Below are 15755 nucleotides of genomic sequence, written 5' to 3' on the forward strand. Positions count from 1 at the left end.
GCTGGTACATCAAGTTCGCTAGAGCGATAGACGGGGCTCGAACCCGCGGTCTCCACCTTGGCAAGGTGGCGCTTTACCAACTAAGCTACTATCGCATTTAATCGACACATTTATTAGCGGCGACAACAATTGATTTTAGAATAAATTTGGTGTATTGTCAACATATAATTTAAAAAAATTTTAATTTATTTCCGGATTTATTTTTTGAAAGGTGATATATATGAGTAAAATCAGCTGCAGCAACGCACAGGTAATCCTGAAAAAGCGCGAGGGTCGTGAGTTTAAGGCCGGCGGAGCATGGATATATGACAATGAGATCGACAGGATCGAGGGAAGCTTTGAGAATGGTGATATTATCGAGCTTCACGATTTTGACGGATATTTCCTCGGATATGGTTTCATTAATATGAACTCCAAGATCAGAGTTCGCATCATGTCCAGGAGGAAAGAGCATCCTGTGAACGAGGAGCTCATCGAGAAGAGAATAAGCGATGCCTGGAATCACAGAAAAGAAGTCATGAAGAGCTACATGCTGGAGTACCTGTCTAAGGACCAGGGAGCTTCAGACCATGAGCCCGGAGCAGATGAGTTTACAAGACTTTCCACAAGACTTATCTTCGGCGAGGCTGATTTCCTCCCCGGAATCACGATAGACAAGTTCTCGGATGTTCTCGTTATCGAGTCCCTTGCCCTTGGCACGGACCGAATGAAGGAGCTTATCATCGATACCTGCAAAAAAGTTCTTGCCAAAGACGGCGTGAAGATCCGCGGCGTCTATGAGAGAAGCGATGCCAAGGTTCGTGAGCTGGAGGGCCTTGAGAGATGCAAGGGCTTTATCGGAGAGCCCTTTGACACTAAGGTTATGATCGAGGAGAACGGTGTTAAGTACTACGTAGATGTTGAGAACGGCCAGAAGACCGGCTTTTTCCTTGACCAGAAGTTCAACAGACAGTCCATCAGAGGCCTTTGCAAGGGTAAAAAAGTTCTGGACTGCTTTACACACACCGGCTCCTTTGCTCTTAACGCAGCGGCAGCAGGGGCTTCTTCAGTAATAGGTGTTGATGCATCAGATCTTGGCTGCAAGCAGGCTGAGGAGAATGCGGCCCTTAACGGCCTTGAGAATATTGCCACCTTCAAGTGCGCGGATGTATTTGAGCTTCTTCCCAATCTTGAGAAAAAAGGTGAGAAGTTCGATGTTGTAATTCTTGATCCGCCTGCTTTTACCAAGTCAAGAGCTTCTATCAAGAAGGCTGTTACCGGCTACAAGGAGATCAACCTCCGCGGTATGAAGCTGGTTAAGGACGGGGGCTATCTTGCAACCTGTTCCTGCTCACACTTCATGGATGAGGAGCTTTTCCTTAAGACCATTGCGGACGCTGCCCGTGATGCCCACAAGAGACTGTGCCAGGTGGAATTTCGCCAGCAGGCAGCAGATCACCCGATCCTGTGGGGCGGCGCTGCTTCCTACTATCTGAAATTCGTGATCTTCAGAGTCAGCGACGAAGTATAATGAAGCCACAACATATTTTATACAATTTGTTTATTGTTTGTTTATTTGCGGATTAAAAAGAACGATATTACAATAATTGTATGAATGACGACAATGAACTGTTGTCCCGTAGGGACAGGACATACAGGGAGAATGAGAGCGGCGACTACTTCAATCGAAGCCAGTATCTGGCAGTGGCCGTTTCTTTTTGTGTGATCCACATTCTCTTCGAGTTCATGTATTATTATCTGGGTTGTATACCAATGGCCATCATCAATGCGCCGGTTATTTTTCTCTACGTGGGCTGTACCGCATTGGTTCTTAAGAGCAAGACTCAGATCACTATGTGGGTGATGCTGTTTGAGGTGTATTTCCATGTCATATTTGCAACCATATTCATGGGACTTCACTGTGGATATCAGCTGTGGCTCTTCGGAACCTTTGCCTGTATCTTCCTTCCTTTGTTCCAGGAGGGACTTTCTAAGAGTATGAAGTTCCAGATTGCCTTTTTTGCCTTTGTGATACTGGCAACTTTCCAGGTCTTGACCTTTATGGGAACCAATGGATGGTTTCCGACAAAATATTCACCCCCTTATAACATATCCAGGATTATTTATCACGTGAATGCAACCACCAGTTTTTGTAGCATTTCGATATACACCTTTGTTTACAATTACAGCATGAGTAAGAAAAACAGAGAGATCAAGCGGGCTGCGGATCACGACTATCTGACGGGAATCTTCAACAGGCACAGGATTCAGATCATTCTTGAAGCGGAAGCCAAAAGGGAGCATATGCTGGGCAAAGAAGATCTGTCCGTCGCCATACTTGATATAGATCATTTCAAACAGGTTAACGATACCTACGGACATGCTGCAGGTGATGCAATCCTCAAAGGAATTGCAGAGGTGTTTGCCGGGCATAGTTCCTACGGACTCTTGTACGGCAGGTGGGGCGGAGAGGAGTTTCTTCTTATCGCACCGGAGGATTGTGCCTATGATGATTTTGCCGGGATGCTGGAGGGTATAAGGAGAGAGATTGAGGAAAAAGAGTTCTCTTTTGCCGGACAGTTGATCCATGTTACGGTTTCTATAGGCGCCGCTGCATATAAAGACGGCATGAGTGTGGAGAAGCTTGTCAGCACAGCTGATGACAGGCTCTATACAGCCAAGGAATCCGGCAGAAACCGTGTGATTACGTGACTTTTGGTCATTTATATATTGTTGACGACAGTTTCCTGTAAGTATAGAATGGTTTTGCACAATAAAAGTGCTCACAACGTCATATGCTTACAGGATTCTTTTTATGCGGGGCATATGGACGAAATGCAGAAAGGACAGGTTATGACAGATTACAGATTACTGACACAGCAGCTTAAGTCACTGGCGGAGGATGAGCCTAATTTCATCCCGGTTTTATCCAACGCTTCGGCACTTATTTACGATAACCTTGAAGACCTTAACTGGGCGGGCTTCTATCTGATGGACAAGGGAGCTCTGCTTCTGGGACCCTTCCAGGGTAAGGTGGCCTGCATCAGGATTCCCCTGGGAAAAGGAGTGTGCGGCACAGCGGCAGGAGAGGACAGAACTCTTCTGGTTCCAAACGTTCATGAGTTTCCGGGACATATCGCCTGTGACGGGGCCTCCAACTCTGAGATAGTGGTGCCTATTCACAGGAAGGATGGCAAGGTCATCGGAGTATTGGATATCGACAGCCCGAAGCTTGAGAGATTTAGCGAAGAAGACAGAGAAGGCCTTGAGGATCTGGTGAAGGCCATTGAAGAAGTGACACAGTTTGACGGGATCAGTTTTGACTGATTTATGATTAATCAAAGAGGTGCATAGAAAATGATTTCATTTTCCAGTGATTATACAAAGGGCGCACATCCGAATATCCTACAGCGCCTTGCAGAGACTAATTTTGAACAGAATACGGGCTACGGCACCGACAGGCACTGCGAAGCCGCAGCTGAGAAGATCAGGAAGGCCTGCGGACTTGATGATGCGCAGATTTTCTTTCTTGTGGGTGGAACCCAGACCAATCAGACCATAATCGATATGGTGCTTGGGCCCTACGAGGGCGTTGTTGCTGCAACGACAGGACATATCGCAGCTCACGAGGCAGGGGCCATTGAGTTCTCAGGCCACAAGGTATTGACGATAGACTGTCACGGAGAGGAGACCGATACCGCCAAGTACGGAGACAACATCGGCAAGATCTCAGCGACTGCACTGACGGAGCTGCTGGAGAGATTCTATGGCGACGACAACCATGAGCACATGGTATTTCCCGGAGCGGTGTATATCTCCCATCCCACGGAGTACGGAACTCTGTATACCAAAAGAGAACTTAATGATATTTCTGCTGTCTGCAGGCAGTATCAGATTCCGCTCTTCCTGGACGGAGCAAGACTTGGCTACGGACTTATGAGCCGCAGAACCGATGTGACGATTCAGGATATAGCGGGGGCTGTTGACGTATTCTACATCGGAGGAACCAAGGTGGGAGCCATGTTCGGTGAGGCTGTAGTCTTCACTCATAAGGATGCGGTCAAGCACCCCATACCGATAATCAAGCAGCACGGAGCGCTCCTTGCCAAGGGGTGGCTCCTGGGAGTTCAGTTCGACACACTATTTACGGATGACTTGTACTTTGAGATCAGCAGAAATGCCATAGATATGGCAGAGCTTGTAAAAGAGGGGCTGGTTAAAAAAGGCTATAAGATGTTCCTGGATTCTCCTACTAATCAGCAGTTCGTTATCATGGATAATGAGAAGCTAAAAGAGTTTGATGGAAAAGTTGGGTACGGATTCTGGGAGAAGTATGATGATACCCATACTGTAATAAGATTTGCCACAGATTGGGCGACGACGAAGGAAGATGTGGAGAAGTTGATGGAGTTGCTGTAAGTTGATGAGATGACAAGGGGATGACAACCGTCCCCATTGACTCGCAACCGTCCCCTTGTCATCTCAAACCGTCCTCAATCCCTCAAAGCTCACATCCTCACAGTACTCCATATGAATACTGTCTACTCCCTGTACAGGATTCTCCATTGTAATATCCTTAAATCTCACATTCTTAAGTTCAAATCCCGGCACATCAAAGCCGCTCAGATATATAGAAGGGCAGCTGTACCAGGTATTATTCCCATTGTTGTTATCAAGATATCTTCCAAGCAAATGCAATCTCTCATAATGGAAGTCGCTGAATACAGGTGGCACCGGTGCGCCTTCACCGTCGTCGTTGTAGCCGACGGAGTGGATCTGGACGTGGGAGGCGGTGATGTCTCTTACGATCATGCCGCGAACGTAGCCGCCGCGCTTCTTGGTGGCTTTGATCTCGATGCCGGACCAGGTGGGACCCATATCGCAGTCCCAGAGCCTTATATCTTCAACACCGCCGGACATCTCGCTGCCGATGCAGAGGCCGTGGCCGAAATGGCAGATGCTGTCGAAGACACGGATGTGCTCCGTGGGCCTTTTTATCACGTTTCCTTCAGGATTTTTGCCGGACTTAATGGCAACAGAGTCATCCTCTGTATAAAAATCGCAGGCATATAATGTGGAATTGGTGGAGGAATCCGGATCCCATCCGTCTCCGTTCCACACTCCCTGGGACTTGATCGTGCAATGATCCGTAACAATCTCGTCCGAATAAATAAAATGCAGGTTCCAGGCAGGGGCAAAGCCCAGAGTAAGGCCGTGGATCCAGACATTCTGGCAGTTACTCATGTTGATGAGACGACCCCTCGCTCTGCTGGCGATGGTCTCGGGCTTTTCATACTCTTTTATCCTGTCACCCAGAGACTTGATGAAGTCCTTGAGCCTTATTGCTTCAAGAGACGCGATGGACTTGGCAAGAGGTGCGCCGCCACCAAGAATTGACCCTTTTCCGCGAATGATTACATTGCTGCAGTTATAGCCGCCGTTACGGTCCAGGGTTCCCAGATTCAAGAGACTTCTGTAGCACTCCATCTCATAGCCTTCGAAGCGGCTGTGAATCTTGGGCAGGTAGTCATCGGGAATTACGCTTCCCTGTAAAAGAGCGTCTTTTTCCAGATACAGCTCAGAGTCAGAGTGCATATCAAGAGCTCCTGTCAGGAAATCGCCCTTTGGAATATACACATAGGAGTCCGAGGTGCAGTCGTTAAGAGCCGCCTGAATGGCAGCAGTGTTCATGGTCATGCCGTCGCCTACAGCGTTGTAGGGAGGCTTCGTTATATCAATTCTCTTTTTGGTCTTGCCCGTGCAGAAGTAGATCCTGCCAAGAGACATGGGAGGCATGCCGTTTCTGGCATCCTCGAGAGTGGACAGAAGAACCTCCACTTCATAGTCTGTCTCGGGGGTGAGTCCCTCAAGGGAAAAATGTGTTTTTTCAACAATAGCTTTGTTCTCGCCGTTTAGATATACGAGATATCTGCAGCCGGGAGTTGCTTCCAGTGGCATGTCCCAGAAGATTTCAGCTTCGGTGTCTGTGGTTCGATAGTCAAGTAAAAAAGAAAATTCCATAAGAGCCCTTTCCGGATCAAGTCCAAATCTAATAGATAAATCATAACCTCGGGCGATTAGGATTTCAAATGATAAGTTTATAAAAAGATGGCGCAGATGGCGATAAATGCCCATAATTACAGCAATATTTGAGTTGACGATAGACTGAGCCGTGTATATAATTTTTAATGCTTTAATATGAAAACCAGAAGGGAGTAATTAGGTATGAAACGACGCGTTTTGGGGGCAATTCTTGGCTTGACCCTGTCTGCTGTTCTGGCAGTTACATCAAGCGTACCTTCATTTGCCGCAGAGGACTTCTCAGCAGAGCTTGAGGAAGCGGTATTCGAAGAGGTTCAGGAAGAGATCACCGAAGATGAAGAGGCTACAGAAGAGGTAGCAGAAGAGGCTTCTGAAGAAACATCCGAGGAGACAGCAGAGGATGAGTACTTCGTAGAGCCCGAAGAAGAGACAGTTTCCTTCGATGTTGAAGAGGCTGTAGAAGAAGTAACAGAAGATACAGAGGAAGCTGATCTTACAGAAGAGGAACTTCCCGTATCCGATGAAGAGATCACAGAGCCTATAGCAGATCCTGCTAAGGAGCCTGTACAGGAGCCTGAGGAAGGCTGGAAGAACGCAGAGTACACTGTTGTTTTCCACGCTAACACAGGCAAGAAAGATATCAAAGAGAAAAAGACATTCAAAGTTGAAGATAAGGACCAGGTGTTATCTACTGCATTCACTAAGCAGGGATACAGACTGACATCCTGGAGCTCCAAGAAGCCTGTGTTCAAGGTTGCAGTTGATGCTACTGTTGATGCACTGGTTAAGAACTACGCTGATGCTAACTCTCTTACAACCGTTGATCTGTATGCAGACTGGGAGCAGAACGAGTACAGCATCGTATTTTTCGATAATGACGGCAACAAGCTCGAGGCTCAGCCTCTTGGCAATTACAGCCTTGTTAAGTATGAGGAGAAGGTTAACTTCATCTCAGCTGCAACCCAGATGAATGTTAATCTTCCTGACGGAGTTACCATCAAGGGCTTCTCCAAGACCAAGGAAGGTGACCGCAAGATTGATTTTGCACTTAACAAGGACTACAGCAAGCTTGTAGATGTTCACGAGGGAACACTTGAAGTTTATCCCGTTCTTGGTGAGGGCGAGTACACAATCAACATGATGCTTGATTCTAATGTAACTCTTTCCAAGAAGATCACATCTTACAAGTCAGGCAAGAAAGTAGCACTTCCTACAGCTAAGAAGACAGGCTACAAGTTCCTTGGATGGGTTGCTCTTGATTCAGACGGCAATCCTCTTAGCGAAGAAGCTCTCAAGGAGCTCGAGGACGTATATGCTACCAAGACAGTTAAGGATGCTGACGGAAATCAGTGGACTGTAGTTACAGCAATCAAGAAAACTGCTAAGCAGACCGTTTACATTGGCTCTTACTTCGAGGCATTAAGATTCAAGATCAGCATCGATCCCAACGGAAAAGGTGTTGAGCGCAGCGGCGAAGAAAAGAATATCGCACTTAAGAAAAAGACCTATTGGGCAACATTTGACTACGATGGTGAGCCCAAAGATATGGCGTTCACACCTGAGGTATCCAGAAAGGGATATACACTTGTTGGTTTCTCTCTTAAGAAAAAGATCAAGTCAGAAGCAGATCTTATCGACGGAGACGATTTTACCGGATTCACAACTAAGGCCGGTGTGACGATCTATTGCATCTGGCAGGCTAATCCTTATAACGTATATTACATGAACAGCGCAGCTGCCTGCGATCCTGCAGCAGCTAAAAAGATCACCGACGAAACAGAGTTTTCAGAGGTTCTTATTGATGGAACACGTGCCTCTCACGAGAACTACAAAGAAGAGACCAAGTATTTCGGAAGCGTATCCAAGCTCACACCCGCAACCTATCCAGGCTGCAAATTCCTTGGCTGGATGCTCGCAGATGGATGCGCAGCCAAGGTTGCAACAGATAGGAACGGATTCGTTACCAAGGTTCTTGCAGATAACGAGGAAGATCTGTTTGTATATGCCGTATTCGCTGAGAACTCATACAAGCTCAAATTCAACACCAACGGCGGAACAATCCTTGTTGACGGAGCAGAGAAGAAGGGCGTAGTTGACCTTATGAACAACACAACAGTTCTTCCTGTTAAGAATGCCAAGGAAATCAATGATGCCATTGCTGCTTTCACAGGATCTGTTAAGAGAGAGGGCTACAAGTGCGTTGGAGTTGCTCTTGATGCCAAGGGCAAGAAGCCTGTAACAGAAGAGACAGTAGGAGCTCTTTCCAAGAAGGCTAACAGCAAAGTAACATTATATGCTATCTGGGAAAAAGATAACTAATCCACCTGCTAACAGTGCTATAATATTCAGAGAATAATTGTGCGAAGAAGCACATAAATAGGAGGAAAAAGGTATGAGGAAATATGTTGCGGAATGTATTGGAACTTGTGTACTTGTTGTGCTTGGCTGTGGTACAGCGATGCTTGTTGGCTGTGATGCCATGAGCGGCTGCGGCTACCTTCTGACAGCCCTTGCCTTTGGTCTTACCATTGTGGGTATGGCTTACTGCATCGGCAACGTTTCAGGCTGCCACATCAATCCTGCCGTTTCTCTGGGAGTATTTTTAAACGGTGGAATGAACATGGCTCAGTTTATTGCTTATGTAATTGCTCAGTGTCTTGGCGGTATCGTAGGATCAGGTATCCTTGCAGCAATCTTCACTCTCGGACAGATTGATGATGCTACAGGCGGATTTGGTGCCAACGGTCTTGACGGTGTAAGCGGAAGCTTCGTTGCCGGCCTTATCGTAGAGATCGTTCTTACCTATATCTTTGTTCTTACAATCCTTGGTGTTACATCACCCAAGGCTAAGCACGGCTCCTTTGGCGGACTTATCATCGGTCTTACACTGACCCTGGTACACATCTTCGGAATCGGCCTTACAGGCACCTCCGTTAACCCCGCAAGAAGCCTTGGCCCTGCAATCTTTGCAGCAATCACAGGCAATACAGCACCCATCATTTCTGTTTGGGTATTCATCGTTGGCCCTCTTGTAGGTGCAGCACTTGCAGCATTTACACACAAGGCTTTCGAGAAGGAATAATCCACGGATTATCTTATAATCAGCATCACAAAGTACCGGGCAAATCGCTGCCCGGTATTTTTTTTGCTGTTCATAGGAAGTGGTCCGCCGTGTTATAATGTTAAGGATTATGAATGATTTCAGAAGAAGGTACTTCTATGGCACTTAACAATGATGATAACAAACAGTCGCCTTTGGCTAATACCGATTTTATCAGCGAGAAGATCAAGCAAAGGCCTATAAATAAAAAGAAGCTCTTTAGGAGAACCGTTATTACTTTTGCACTGGCGGTGCTGTTTGGCATCGTAGCCTGCTTCACTTTCCTGGTGCTGCAGCCCCTTTTCAGTGACAGGCTGTTCCCGGAGAAGGAGCCTGAGGCCATCTCTTTTCCCGCAGAATCTGCCAGTGATGAGCTGACACCGGAGGAGATGTTCGCAGATGACAGCGAGATTGCGGCGGTGGAGGCCATGAGCCTTGAGGAGAGTCAGAAGGGCCAGATCGATGCAGCCATTGCATCCTACAACTTTGATTCCTCCGATTACGGCAAAATGATGAACTCATTAAAAAGCATTGCTTCTGAAGCCGGGCGCAGCATGGTGAAGGTAACAGGATTGTCCAATGATGCCAACTGGTTCAGTGAGTCTATACAGAGCAGCACTGCTACTTCCGGAGCTATTGTTGCGGACAACGGAGTAAGCCTTTTTATCCTGGTTCCCTACAGCGCGGTGGAGGAAGCGGACAGCATCAGGGTTACCTTCTGTGACAACACTACTGCAACAGCCAACATAAGGCTGGCGGACTCTGTCAGCAAGTTCTGCATCCTGAATGTCAGAATAGCAGCCCTTTCGGAGGAGACCAAGGACCACATTCTGGTGGCCACACTTGGAAGCTCCAACTCCAACAGTATCACGGGACGCCCTGTCATTGCGGTGGGAAGCCCCATCGGAGTTCAGGACTCTATTGCCTATGGCATTATCACATCCGAGAAGACCAGCCTTGATCTTCCGGATACGGATTACAAGCTTCTTACCACGGATATTGCGGGAAGCTCCAACGGAAGCGGAGCGCTGATCAACCTGTCGGGCCAGATTGTGGGTATGATCGATATGGCTTATACTCCGGAGGATCTTAAGGGCAACATTTGCGCTGTTGGTATTACTGAGTTAAAGAGCCTTATCGAAGATCTCTCCAATCTTAAGGACAGAGCATATCTGGGAGTTCACGGAACAACGATTCCTACGGATATCATACAGGCCGGGAACATCCCTGCGGGTGCATATATCACGCTGACAGAGATGAACTCACCGGCGATGAAGGCGGGAATACAGAGCGGTGATATCATTACGGCTTTCAATTCACAGGAGATCACCAGCTACGAGATGTTGATAGCAAGGCTTGCAGAGTGCAAACCTGATGATATAATTACTATTACTGTTATGAGACAGGCGCCCACTGATTACATCAGTCTGGACATAGAGGTCACGCTTGAGAAATCAACTCACGGCTAAGGCCCATAGCGGACCACAGGAAACAAATAATTCAAGATTTAGAAATGAGGAAATTTTAATGAAGTTCATCAAGGATTTGAAACCCGGCGACAGAGTGGCTGATATCTATATGTGCAAGCACAAGCTCTGTGCAACCACCAAGAACGGAAAGGAGTATTATTCTGTAACCCTTCAGGACAAGACCGGAACGGTGGATGCCAAGATCTGGGAACCCGGCGGCGCGGGGATAGATGAATTCGACGACACGGATTATATCGATGTATTCGGAGAGGTTACCAGTTTTAACGGAGCTCTCCAGATCAATGTGAAAAGAGCAAGGAAGTGCCACGAGGGTGAATATGACCCGGCGCTGTACCTTCCTGTTTCGTCCAAGGATAATGACGAGATGTACAAGCAGCTTCTTGCTATCATCTCAACTATAGAAAACCCTTATTTGAAGCAGCTTCTGGAGGAGTTCTTCGTAAAGGATACTGATTTTGTCACACTTTTCAGAAAGAGCAGCGCAGCCAAGACGGTGCATCATGCCTTTATCGGTGGCCTTCTTGAGCATACCTTAAGCGTTACCAGGCTCTGTGACTACTATTGCACAGCTTATCCCATGCTCAAAAGGGATCTCCTTCTTACTGCAGCTATGTGTCACGACATCGGTAAGGTGAGAGAGATCAGTCTTTTCCCTGTTAATGATTACACCGATGAAGGTCAGTTCCTTGGCCATATCGTTATGGGCTGCGAGATGATCGGCGTCAAGGCCGCTAACATCCCCGGTTTTCCTATTTTGCTCAAGCAGGAACTGCAGCACTGTATCCTGGCCCACCACGGAGAGTTTGAGTACGGTTCACCCAAGAAACCCTCTATCATTGAGGCTGTTGCCTTGAACATGGCTGACAATACCGATGCCAAGATGGAGACCTTCACTGAGCTCCTCTCTAATGTTACTGAGCCCGGTTGGCAGGGATACAACAAGTTCTTCGAGACCAATATATACGAGACCAAAATGGACTAAAGTGTTATTCGTCCGATTTGAAGTGTTATTCGTCAGAAAACCAACAAAAAAAACTCATGTCCATTATAATACAAGTTAAAAATGCTGCCGAAGGAGAAAAGTATAAATAGTGGGAAACGGTTTTAGGATGTCTCCAGGGACATTAGGGAATGTTATTTATGCATATGTTGGGGCGAAATACTTCCCAGAGATGTTATTATACTTGGGTGGTGCAGCGGTGCAAACGAAACGAAGATTTCTGCCAGATATAACGTACACTCCTTTTTTACCACATTTTGGGGATATGCCTGAGGATGCTGAAGCTATTAGACTAGGAATTAAGTGGAGAGAGGAGGGGCTACCTGATTGAAAAAAAGAGTACATAAACTAATTGCTTTTTGGGGCATAGTATTTTTAGCAATACAGATAGCACTTTATTTGTTTGTAATTTCAGATGCAATTAAGGCAGCTAACGTAAAAAAATATGTGCTAGGTAATCGTGACGAACTTACCGTGTTTGCCAAAGCGCTATATGATAATCAGGATAATGAATTAGAAATCTACTATTCTTCGGATGAAATACCGGAATCAGTCAGAAAAACCATAGATCCGTTTGATGATTTAAAGGTTCGGTCTGTTGACGTGATGAAAGGGGCTGAAAATACGGAGGATAGAGTGGTTTTTTACTTGGGTTACCAGCCAATAGATCATGATTACTATTACTGTGGAATGTATTTTTCTCCTACAGACACATTATCGGATATATACGGACGTGCTAAGGGTGGCGATTATTATGAGTATGATGGTGCCTCTTCCCAAGAGAAATATAGGTATAAGGCAAAGAAAATATGCGATTCTTGGTACTATTTTGAAGAGGCTGTCTGGTAAATTTGATATTAAGATTTCAGGAGATGCTCGCCATGAGCATCTCTTTTTTTGTGGGGTAAAGCCCATGAATGCTAGCAAAAACCCGATTAAGATGTTACACTGTAATTTGGATGATTATGTATTGCACCAAAAACTATGACAGAAGGATATTAGATGAATTCAAAAGCATTACACGTACTTGAGTACGACAAGATAATAGAAAGACTGACGGATCACGCCAGCTCTGACCCGGGAAGGAAGATGTGCCGGGAGCTGGTGCCGTCTTCCGATATTAAGGAAATAAGAAATAACCTGACTAAGACTAATGATGCCATTGCAAGGATATTCAAGAAGGGTTCCACTTCCTTTGGAGACAATAGAGATTTTACAGGAACTCTGAAGGCTCTGAAGATAGGAGCAGCCCTGGATATGGGTTCACTTCTTCGCCTTGCCTCTTTCCTTGACAATGTTAACAGAGTTAAGAGCTATGGCCGTCCCGCAAGAGAGGATGAGAACACCGACTCTTTATCGGAGATGTTCAGTATGCTGGAGCCTCTGACCTTCGTGGCAGCAGAGATCAGAAGATGCATTGTGTCAGAAGATGAGATCGCTTCTGATGCAAGTCCTGCGTTGAAGCACATCAGACGTGGCATCATGTTAACCAACGACCGTATCCACGAGCAGCTTAACAAGATGATCAATGGTTCCATGAGGACCTATCTTCAGGACAGCGTTGTTACCATGAGAGGTGACAGATACTGTATTCCCGTTCGTTCGGAGTATAAGGGACAGGTAAGCGGAATTGTCCACGACCAGTCCTCCTCGGGTTCCACTCTTTTTATCGAGCCCCAGGCAATAGTTGAACTGAACAATAAGCTTAGAGAGATGGCGTTGCAGGAGCAGGCTGAGATTGAGAAGATCCTGGCGGAGCTGAGCCTTCGTGTTGCGGAGCATGTGGACGACATCAAGTTTGATTCTGATATAATGACGGACCTTGACTTTGTTTTTGCCAAGGCTTCCTATGCCCTTGAGATAAACGGCATGGTTCCTGTATTTAACGAGCACCACGCCATCGACATCAAGAAGGGAAGACATCCTCTTATCGACAAAAAGAAGGTGGTTCCCATCGATGTATATCTGGGCAGAGATTTCGATATGCTTATTATCACGGGACCAAATACCGGTGGTAAAACAGTTACCTTGAAGACAGTAGGTCTTTTGACACTGATGGGACAAGCAGGCCTTGCGATACCTGCAGGTGATCACTCAGAGCTGTCTGTGTTTGATGAGGTTTATGCAGATATCGGTGATGAGCAGAGTATTGAGCAGTCTCTTTCAACCTTCTCATCACATATGACCAATACGGTATCCATTCTTGAGCACGCCGACGAGAATTCGCTGTGTCTTTTCGATGAGCTGGGTGCGGGAACGGATCCCACAGAGGGAGCGGCGCTTGCCATATCTATTCTGAATGACCTGCATTCAAGGAAGATCAGAACTATGGCTACAACCCACTACAGCGAGCTGAAGGTCTATGCCCTTAATACACCGGGTATACAGAATGCCAGCTGCGAGTTCGATGTGGAGTCGCTGAGACCTACTTATAAGCTTCTTATAGGAATCCCGGGTAAGAGTAACGCTTTTGCCATTTCTCAGAAGCTGGGGCTCCCCGACAGGATCATTGAGGCGGCCAAGGGGCAGATCAGTACCGAGGACAAAAAGTTTGAGGATCTGCTGGCAGACCTTGAGAGAAGCCGCAAGATCATCGAGAATGAGAGACTTGAGATCGAGCAGTACAAGAAGGAGACCCAGGAGCTTCACAAGCGCCTTGAGGAAAAGACAGACAAGCTGGACAGGCAGCGTGAGGATATCATCAGAGAGGCCAATGAGCAGGCAAGAGAGATCCTGCAGGAGGCCAAGGATCTGGCGGATGATACCATCAGGACCTTCAGAAAGGCAGGCCCCGGAGCGTCAATTGCTGATCTTGAGAGAGCAAGAACCAGCGTAGGACAGAAGATCTCCGACAAGAACAAGGCTATCTCCAATTCTTCCAAGAACGAGAAGGCCAAGGAGACTCATCCGATCCTTAAGGAATCTCAGCTTAAGCTGGGCGAGTCCGTCAAGATCGTGTCCATGGGACTTAAGGGAACCATCAGCTCCAAGCCCGACAAGGACGGCAACCTCTATGTTCAGTGCGGTATCATGAGGACCAAGGCCAATATTCGCGATCTGGTGCTGGTGTCCGACGATGATGCGAAGACTGCTATGAAGAAGTTCTATGGTAGGAACACAAGCGGCGGCAAGATGGATCTGTCCAAGGCTGCCAATATCAGAACAGAGATCAATCTTATCGGCAAGAACTGCGACGATGCCATCGCCGCTCTGGATAAATACCTGGACGACGCCTATATGACTCATCTTAATAACGTCAGAGTCGTACACGGCAAGGGTTCGGGAGCTCTCAGGAATGCAGTTCACAACTATCTTAAGGGCGTGCCCTACGTCAAGTCCTACAAGCTGGGCGAATACGGCGAAGGCGATGCGGGTGTTACAATAGTTAATTTTATTAAATGATTTTCATAATATGAGGGGAATGGGAAGGTAAAAATGGTAAACAAACAGAAAATCTTAATCGTCGATGACGACAACAATATCGCAGAGCTGGTTTCACTCTACCTTATCAAGGAGTGCTTCGAGACCAGGATCTGTAACGATGGCGAATCGGCAATTAACACCTATGACACTTTTAATCCGGATCTTATCCTTCTGGATCTGATGCTGCCGGGAATCGACGGCTATCAGGTCTGCAGGGAGATAAGGACCAGGTCTCAGGTGCCGATCATCATGCTCTCCGCCAAGGGAGAGGTTTTTGATAAGGTTCTTGGTCTTGAGATGGGGGCAGATGATTACATGGAGAAGCCCTTTGATTCCAAGGAGCTGGTGGCAAGGGTAAAGGCTGTTCTTCGCCGCACCAAAGCACCGGTTCAGGAGCCGGAGAAGCCCAATGACAAGGTGGTAAGATATCCGGATCTTGAGATCAATATGACCAACTACTCCGTAACCTATCAGGGAGAGAGAGTTGATATGCCGCCGAAGGAGTTAGAGCTGTTGTACTTCCTTGCGGCTTCGCCAAATCACGTTTTTACCAGAGAGCAGCTTCTTGACCAGATCTGGGGCTATGAGTACATCGGAGATACCAGAACCGTTGACGTACATATCAAGCGTCTTCGTGAGAAACTTAGCGATCACGACAGCTGGCGCCTTGCTACAATCTGGGGAATCGGCTACAAATTTGAGGTACAACAGTAAGGATTTT

General features: G+C 46.8%; 13 protein-coding genes and 1 tRNA gene. 12 read left to right on the forward strand and 2 right to left on the reverse strand.

What is annotated here, in order from left to right; translation table 11 throughout:
• Positions 1-22: 22 nt before the first annotated feature.
• Positions 23-95: transfer RNA gene (locus tag G588_RS0110915), tRNA-Gly, on the reverse strand.
• A 125-nt stretch (positions 96-220) separates the two neighbouring features.
• Between G588_RS0110915 and G588_RS0110920 the strand changes: the two genes are divergently transcribed.
• The 4 genes from G588_RS0110920 to G588_RS0110935 all read left to right on the forward strand — a co-directional run bounded on the left by G588_RS0110920 (position 221) and on the right by G588_RS0110935 (position 4398).
• Complete coding sequence (locus G588_RS0110920; protein WP_022778775.1) at positions 221-1510, forward strand: class I SAM-dependent rRNA methyltransferase; 1290 nt, start codon at positions 221-223, stop codon at positions 1508-1510.
• A gap of 80 nt (positions 1511-1590) precedes the next feature.
• On the forward strand, positions 1591-2691 hold the full coding sequence (locus G588_RS0110925; protein WP_022778776.1) for a GGDEF domain-containing protein: 1101 nt from the start codon (positions 1591-1593) through the stop codon (positions 2689-2691).
• Between the two features lie 123 nt (positions 2692-2814).
• Positions 2815-3306 (forward strand): GAF domain-containing protein, encoded by a 492-nt coding sequence (locus G588_RS0110930; RefSeq protein WP_272796498.1) that lies wholly within the window; start codon positions 2815-2817, stop codon positions 3304-3306.
• A gap of 30 nt (positions 3307-3336) precedes the next feature.
• Positions 3337-4398: a threonine aldolase family protein gene (locus G588_RS0110935; protein ID WP_022778778.1), complete on the forward strand. Its 1062-nt coding sequence runs from the start codon at positions 3337-3339 to the stop codon at positions 4396-4398.
• 63 nt (positions 4399-4461) lie between these two features.
• Here the strand turns inward: G588_RS0110935 and G588_RS0110940 are convergent, their stop codons facing one another.
• Positions 4462-6000 (reverse strand): glycoside hydrolase family 28 protein, encoded by a 1539-nt coding sequence (locus G588_RS0110940; RefSeq protein ID WP_022778779.1) that lies wholly within the window; start codon positions 5998-6000, stop codon positions 4462-4464.
• Positions 6001-6204: 204 nt separating this feature from the next.
• On the opposite strand from G588_RS0110940, the gene G588_RS0110945 reads away from it, so the two are divergent.
• The 8 genes from G588_RS0110945 to G588_RS0110980 all read left to right on the forward strand — a co-directional run bounded on the left by G588_RS0110945 (position 6205) and on the right by G588_RS0110980 (position 15748).
• A complete protein-coding gene (locus G588_RS0110945) occupies positions 6205-8340 on the forward strand; it encodes an InlB B-repeat-containing protein (RefSeq protein WP_081644321.1) in 2136 nt (711 codons plus the stop codon).
• Positions 8341-8413: 73 nt separating this feature from the next.
• The gene (locus G588_RS0110950; RefSeq protein WP_022778781.1) at positions 8414-9103 is read left to right on the forward strand and encodes an MIP/aquaporin family protein; all 690 of its coding nucleotides are present in this window, start codon (positions 8414-8416) and stop codon (positions 9101-9103) included.
• A 137-nt stretch (positions 9104-9240) separates the two neighbouring features.
• Complete coding sequence (locus tag G588_RS19940) at positions 9241-10590, forward strand: S1C family serine protease (protein WP_196804977.1); 1350 nt, start codon at positions 9241-9243, stop codon at positions 10588-10590.
• A 58-nt stretch (positions 10591-10648) separates the two neighbouring features.
• A complete protein-coding gene (locus G588_RS0110960) occupies positions 10649-11593 on the forward strand; it encodes a 3'-5' exoribonuclease YhaM family protein (RefSeq protein ID WP_022778783.1) in 945 nt (314 codons plus the stop codon).
• A 109-nt stretch (positions 11594-11702) separates the two neighbouring features.
• Positions 11703-11942: a polymorphic toxin type 44 domain-containing protein gene (locus G588_RS0110965; protein ID WP_155830786.1), complete on the forward strand. Its 240-nt coding sequence runs from the start codon at positions 11703-11705 to the stop codon at positions 11940-11942.
• Positions 11939-12460 (forward strand): hypothetical protein, encoded by a 522-nt coding sequence (locus G588_RS0110970; protein WP_022778785.1) that lies wholly within the window; start codon positions 11939-11941, stop codon positions 12458-12460. The genes G588_RS0110965 and G588_RS0110970 overlap by 4 nt, the downstream gene beginning before the upstream one ends.
• A 153-nt stretch (positions 12461-12613) precedes the next feature.
• Positions 12614-15013 carry an endonuclease MutS2 gene (locus G588_RS0110975; protein WP_022778786.1) on the forward strand — a complete coding sequence of 800 codons (2400 nt, stop codon included), beginning with the start codon at positions 12614-12616 and terminating at the stop codon, positions 15011-15013.
• Positions 15014-15046: 33 nt separating this feature from the next.
• On the forward strand, positions 15047-15748 hold the full coding sequence (locus G588_RS0110980; protein WP_022778787.1) for a response regulator transcription factor: 702 nt from the start codon (positions 15047-15049) through the stop codon (positions 15746-15748).
• Positions 15749-15755: the final 7 nt, after the last annotated feature.

The organism is Butyrivibrio sp. AE3009, assembly GCF_000420845.1.
GTDB lineage: Bacteria > Bacillota > Clostridia > Lachnospirales > Lachnospiraceae > Butyrivibrio.

Excerpts from the sequence above, each read along its gene's own strand:
- G588_RS0110920 (WP_022778775.1), top strand. The coding sequence starts at position 221 with ATGAGTAAAATCAGCTGCAGCAACGCACAGGTAATCCTGAAAAAGCGC.
- G588_RS0110925 (WP_022778776.1), top strand. The coding sequence starts at position 1,591 with ATGAATGACGACAATGAACTGTTGTCCCGTAGGGACAGGACATACAGG.
- G588_RS0110930 (WP_272796498.1), top strand. The coding sequence starts at position 2,815 with ATGCAGAAAGGACAGGTTATGACAGATTACAGATTACTGACACAGCAG.
- G588_RS0110935 (WP_022778778.1), top strand. The coding sequence starts at position 3,337 with ATGATTTCATTTTCCAGTGATTATACAAAGGGCGCACATCCGAATATC.
- G588_RS0110940 (WP_022778779.1), bottom strand. The coding sequence starts at position 6,000 with ATGGAATTTTCTTTTTTACTTGACTATCGAACCACAGACACCGAAGCT.
- G588_RS0110945 (WP_081644321.1), top strand. The coding sequence starts at position 6,205 with ATGAAACGACGCGTTTTGGGGGCAATTCTTGGCTTGACCCTGTCTGCT.
- G588_RS0110950 (WP_022778781.1), top strand. The coding sequence starts at position 8,414 with ATGAGGAAATATGTTGCGGAATGTATTGGAACTTGTGTACTTGTTGTG.
- G588_RS19940 (WP_196804977.1), top strand. The coding sequence starts at position 9,241 with ATGGCACTTAACAATGATGATAACAAACAGTCGCCTTTGGCTAATACC.
- G588_RS0110960 (WP_022778783.1), top strand. The coding sequence starts at position 10,649 with ATGAAGTTCATCAAGGATTTGAAACCCGGCGACAGAGTGGCTGATATC.
- G588_RS0110975 (WP_022778786.1), top strand. The coding sequence starts at position 12,614 with ATGAATTCAAAAGCATTACACGTACTTGAGTACGACAAGATAATAGAA.
- G588_RS0110980 (WP_022778787.1), top strand. The coding sequence starts at position 15,047 with ATGGTAAACAAACAGAAAATCTTAATCGTCGATGACGACAACAATATC.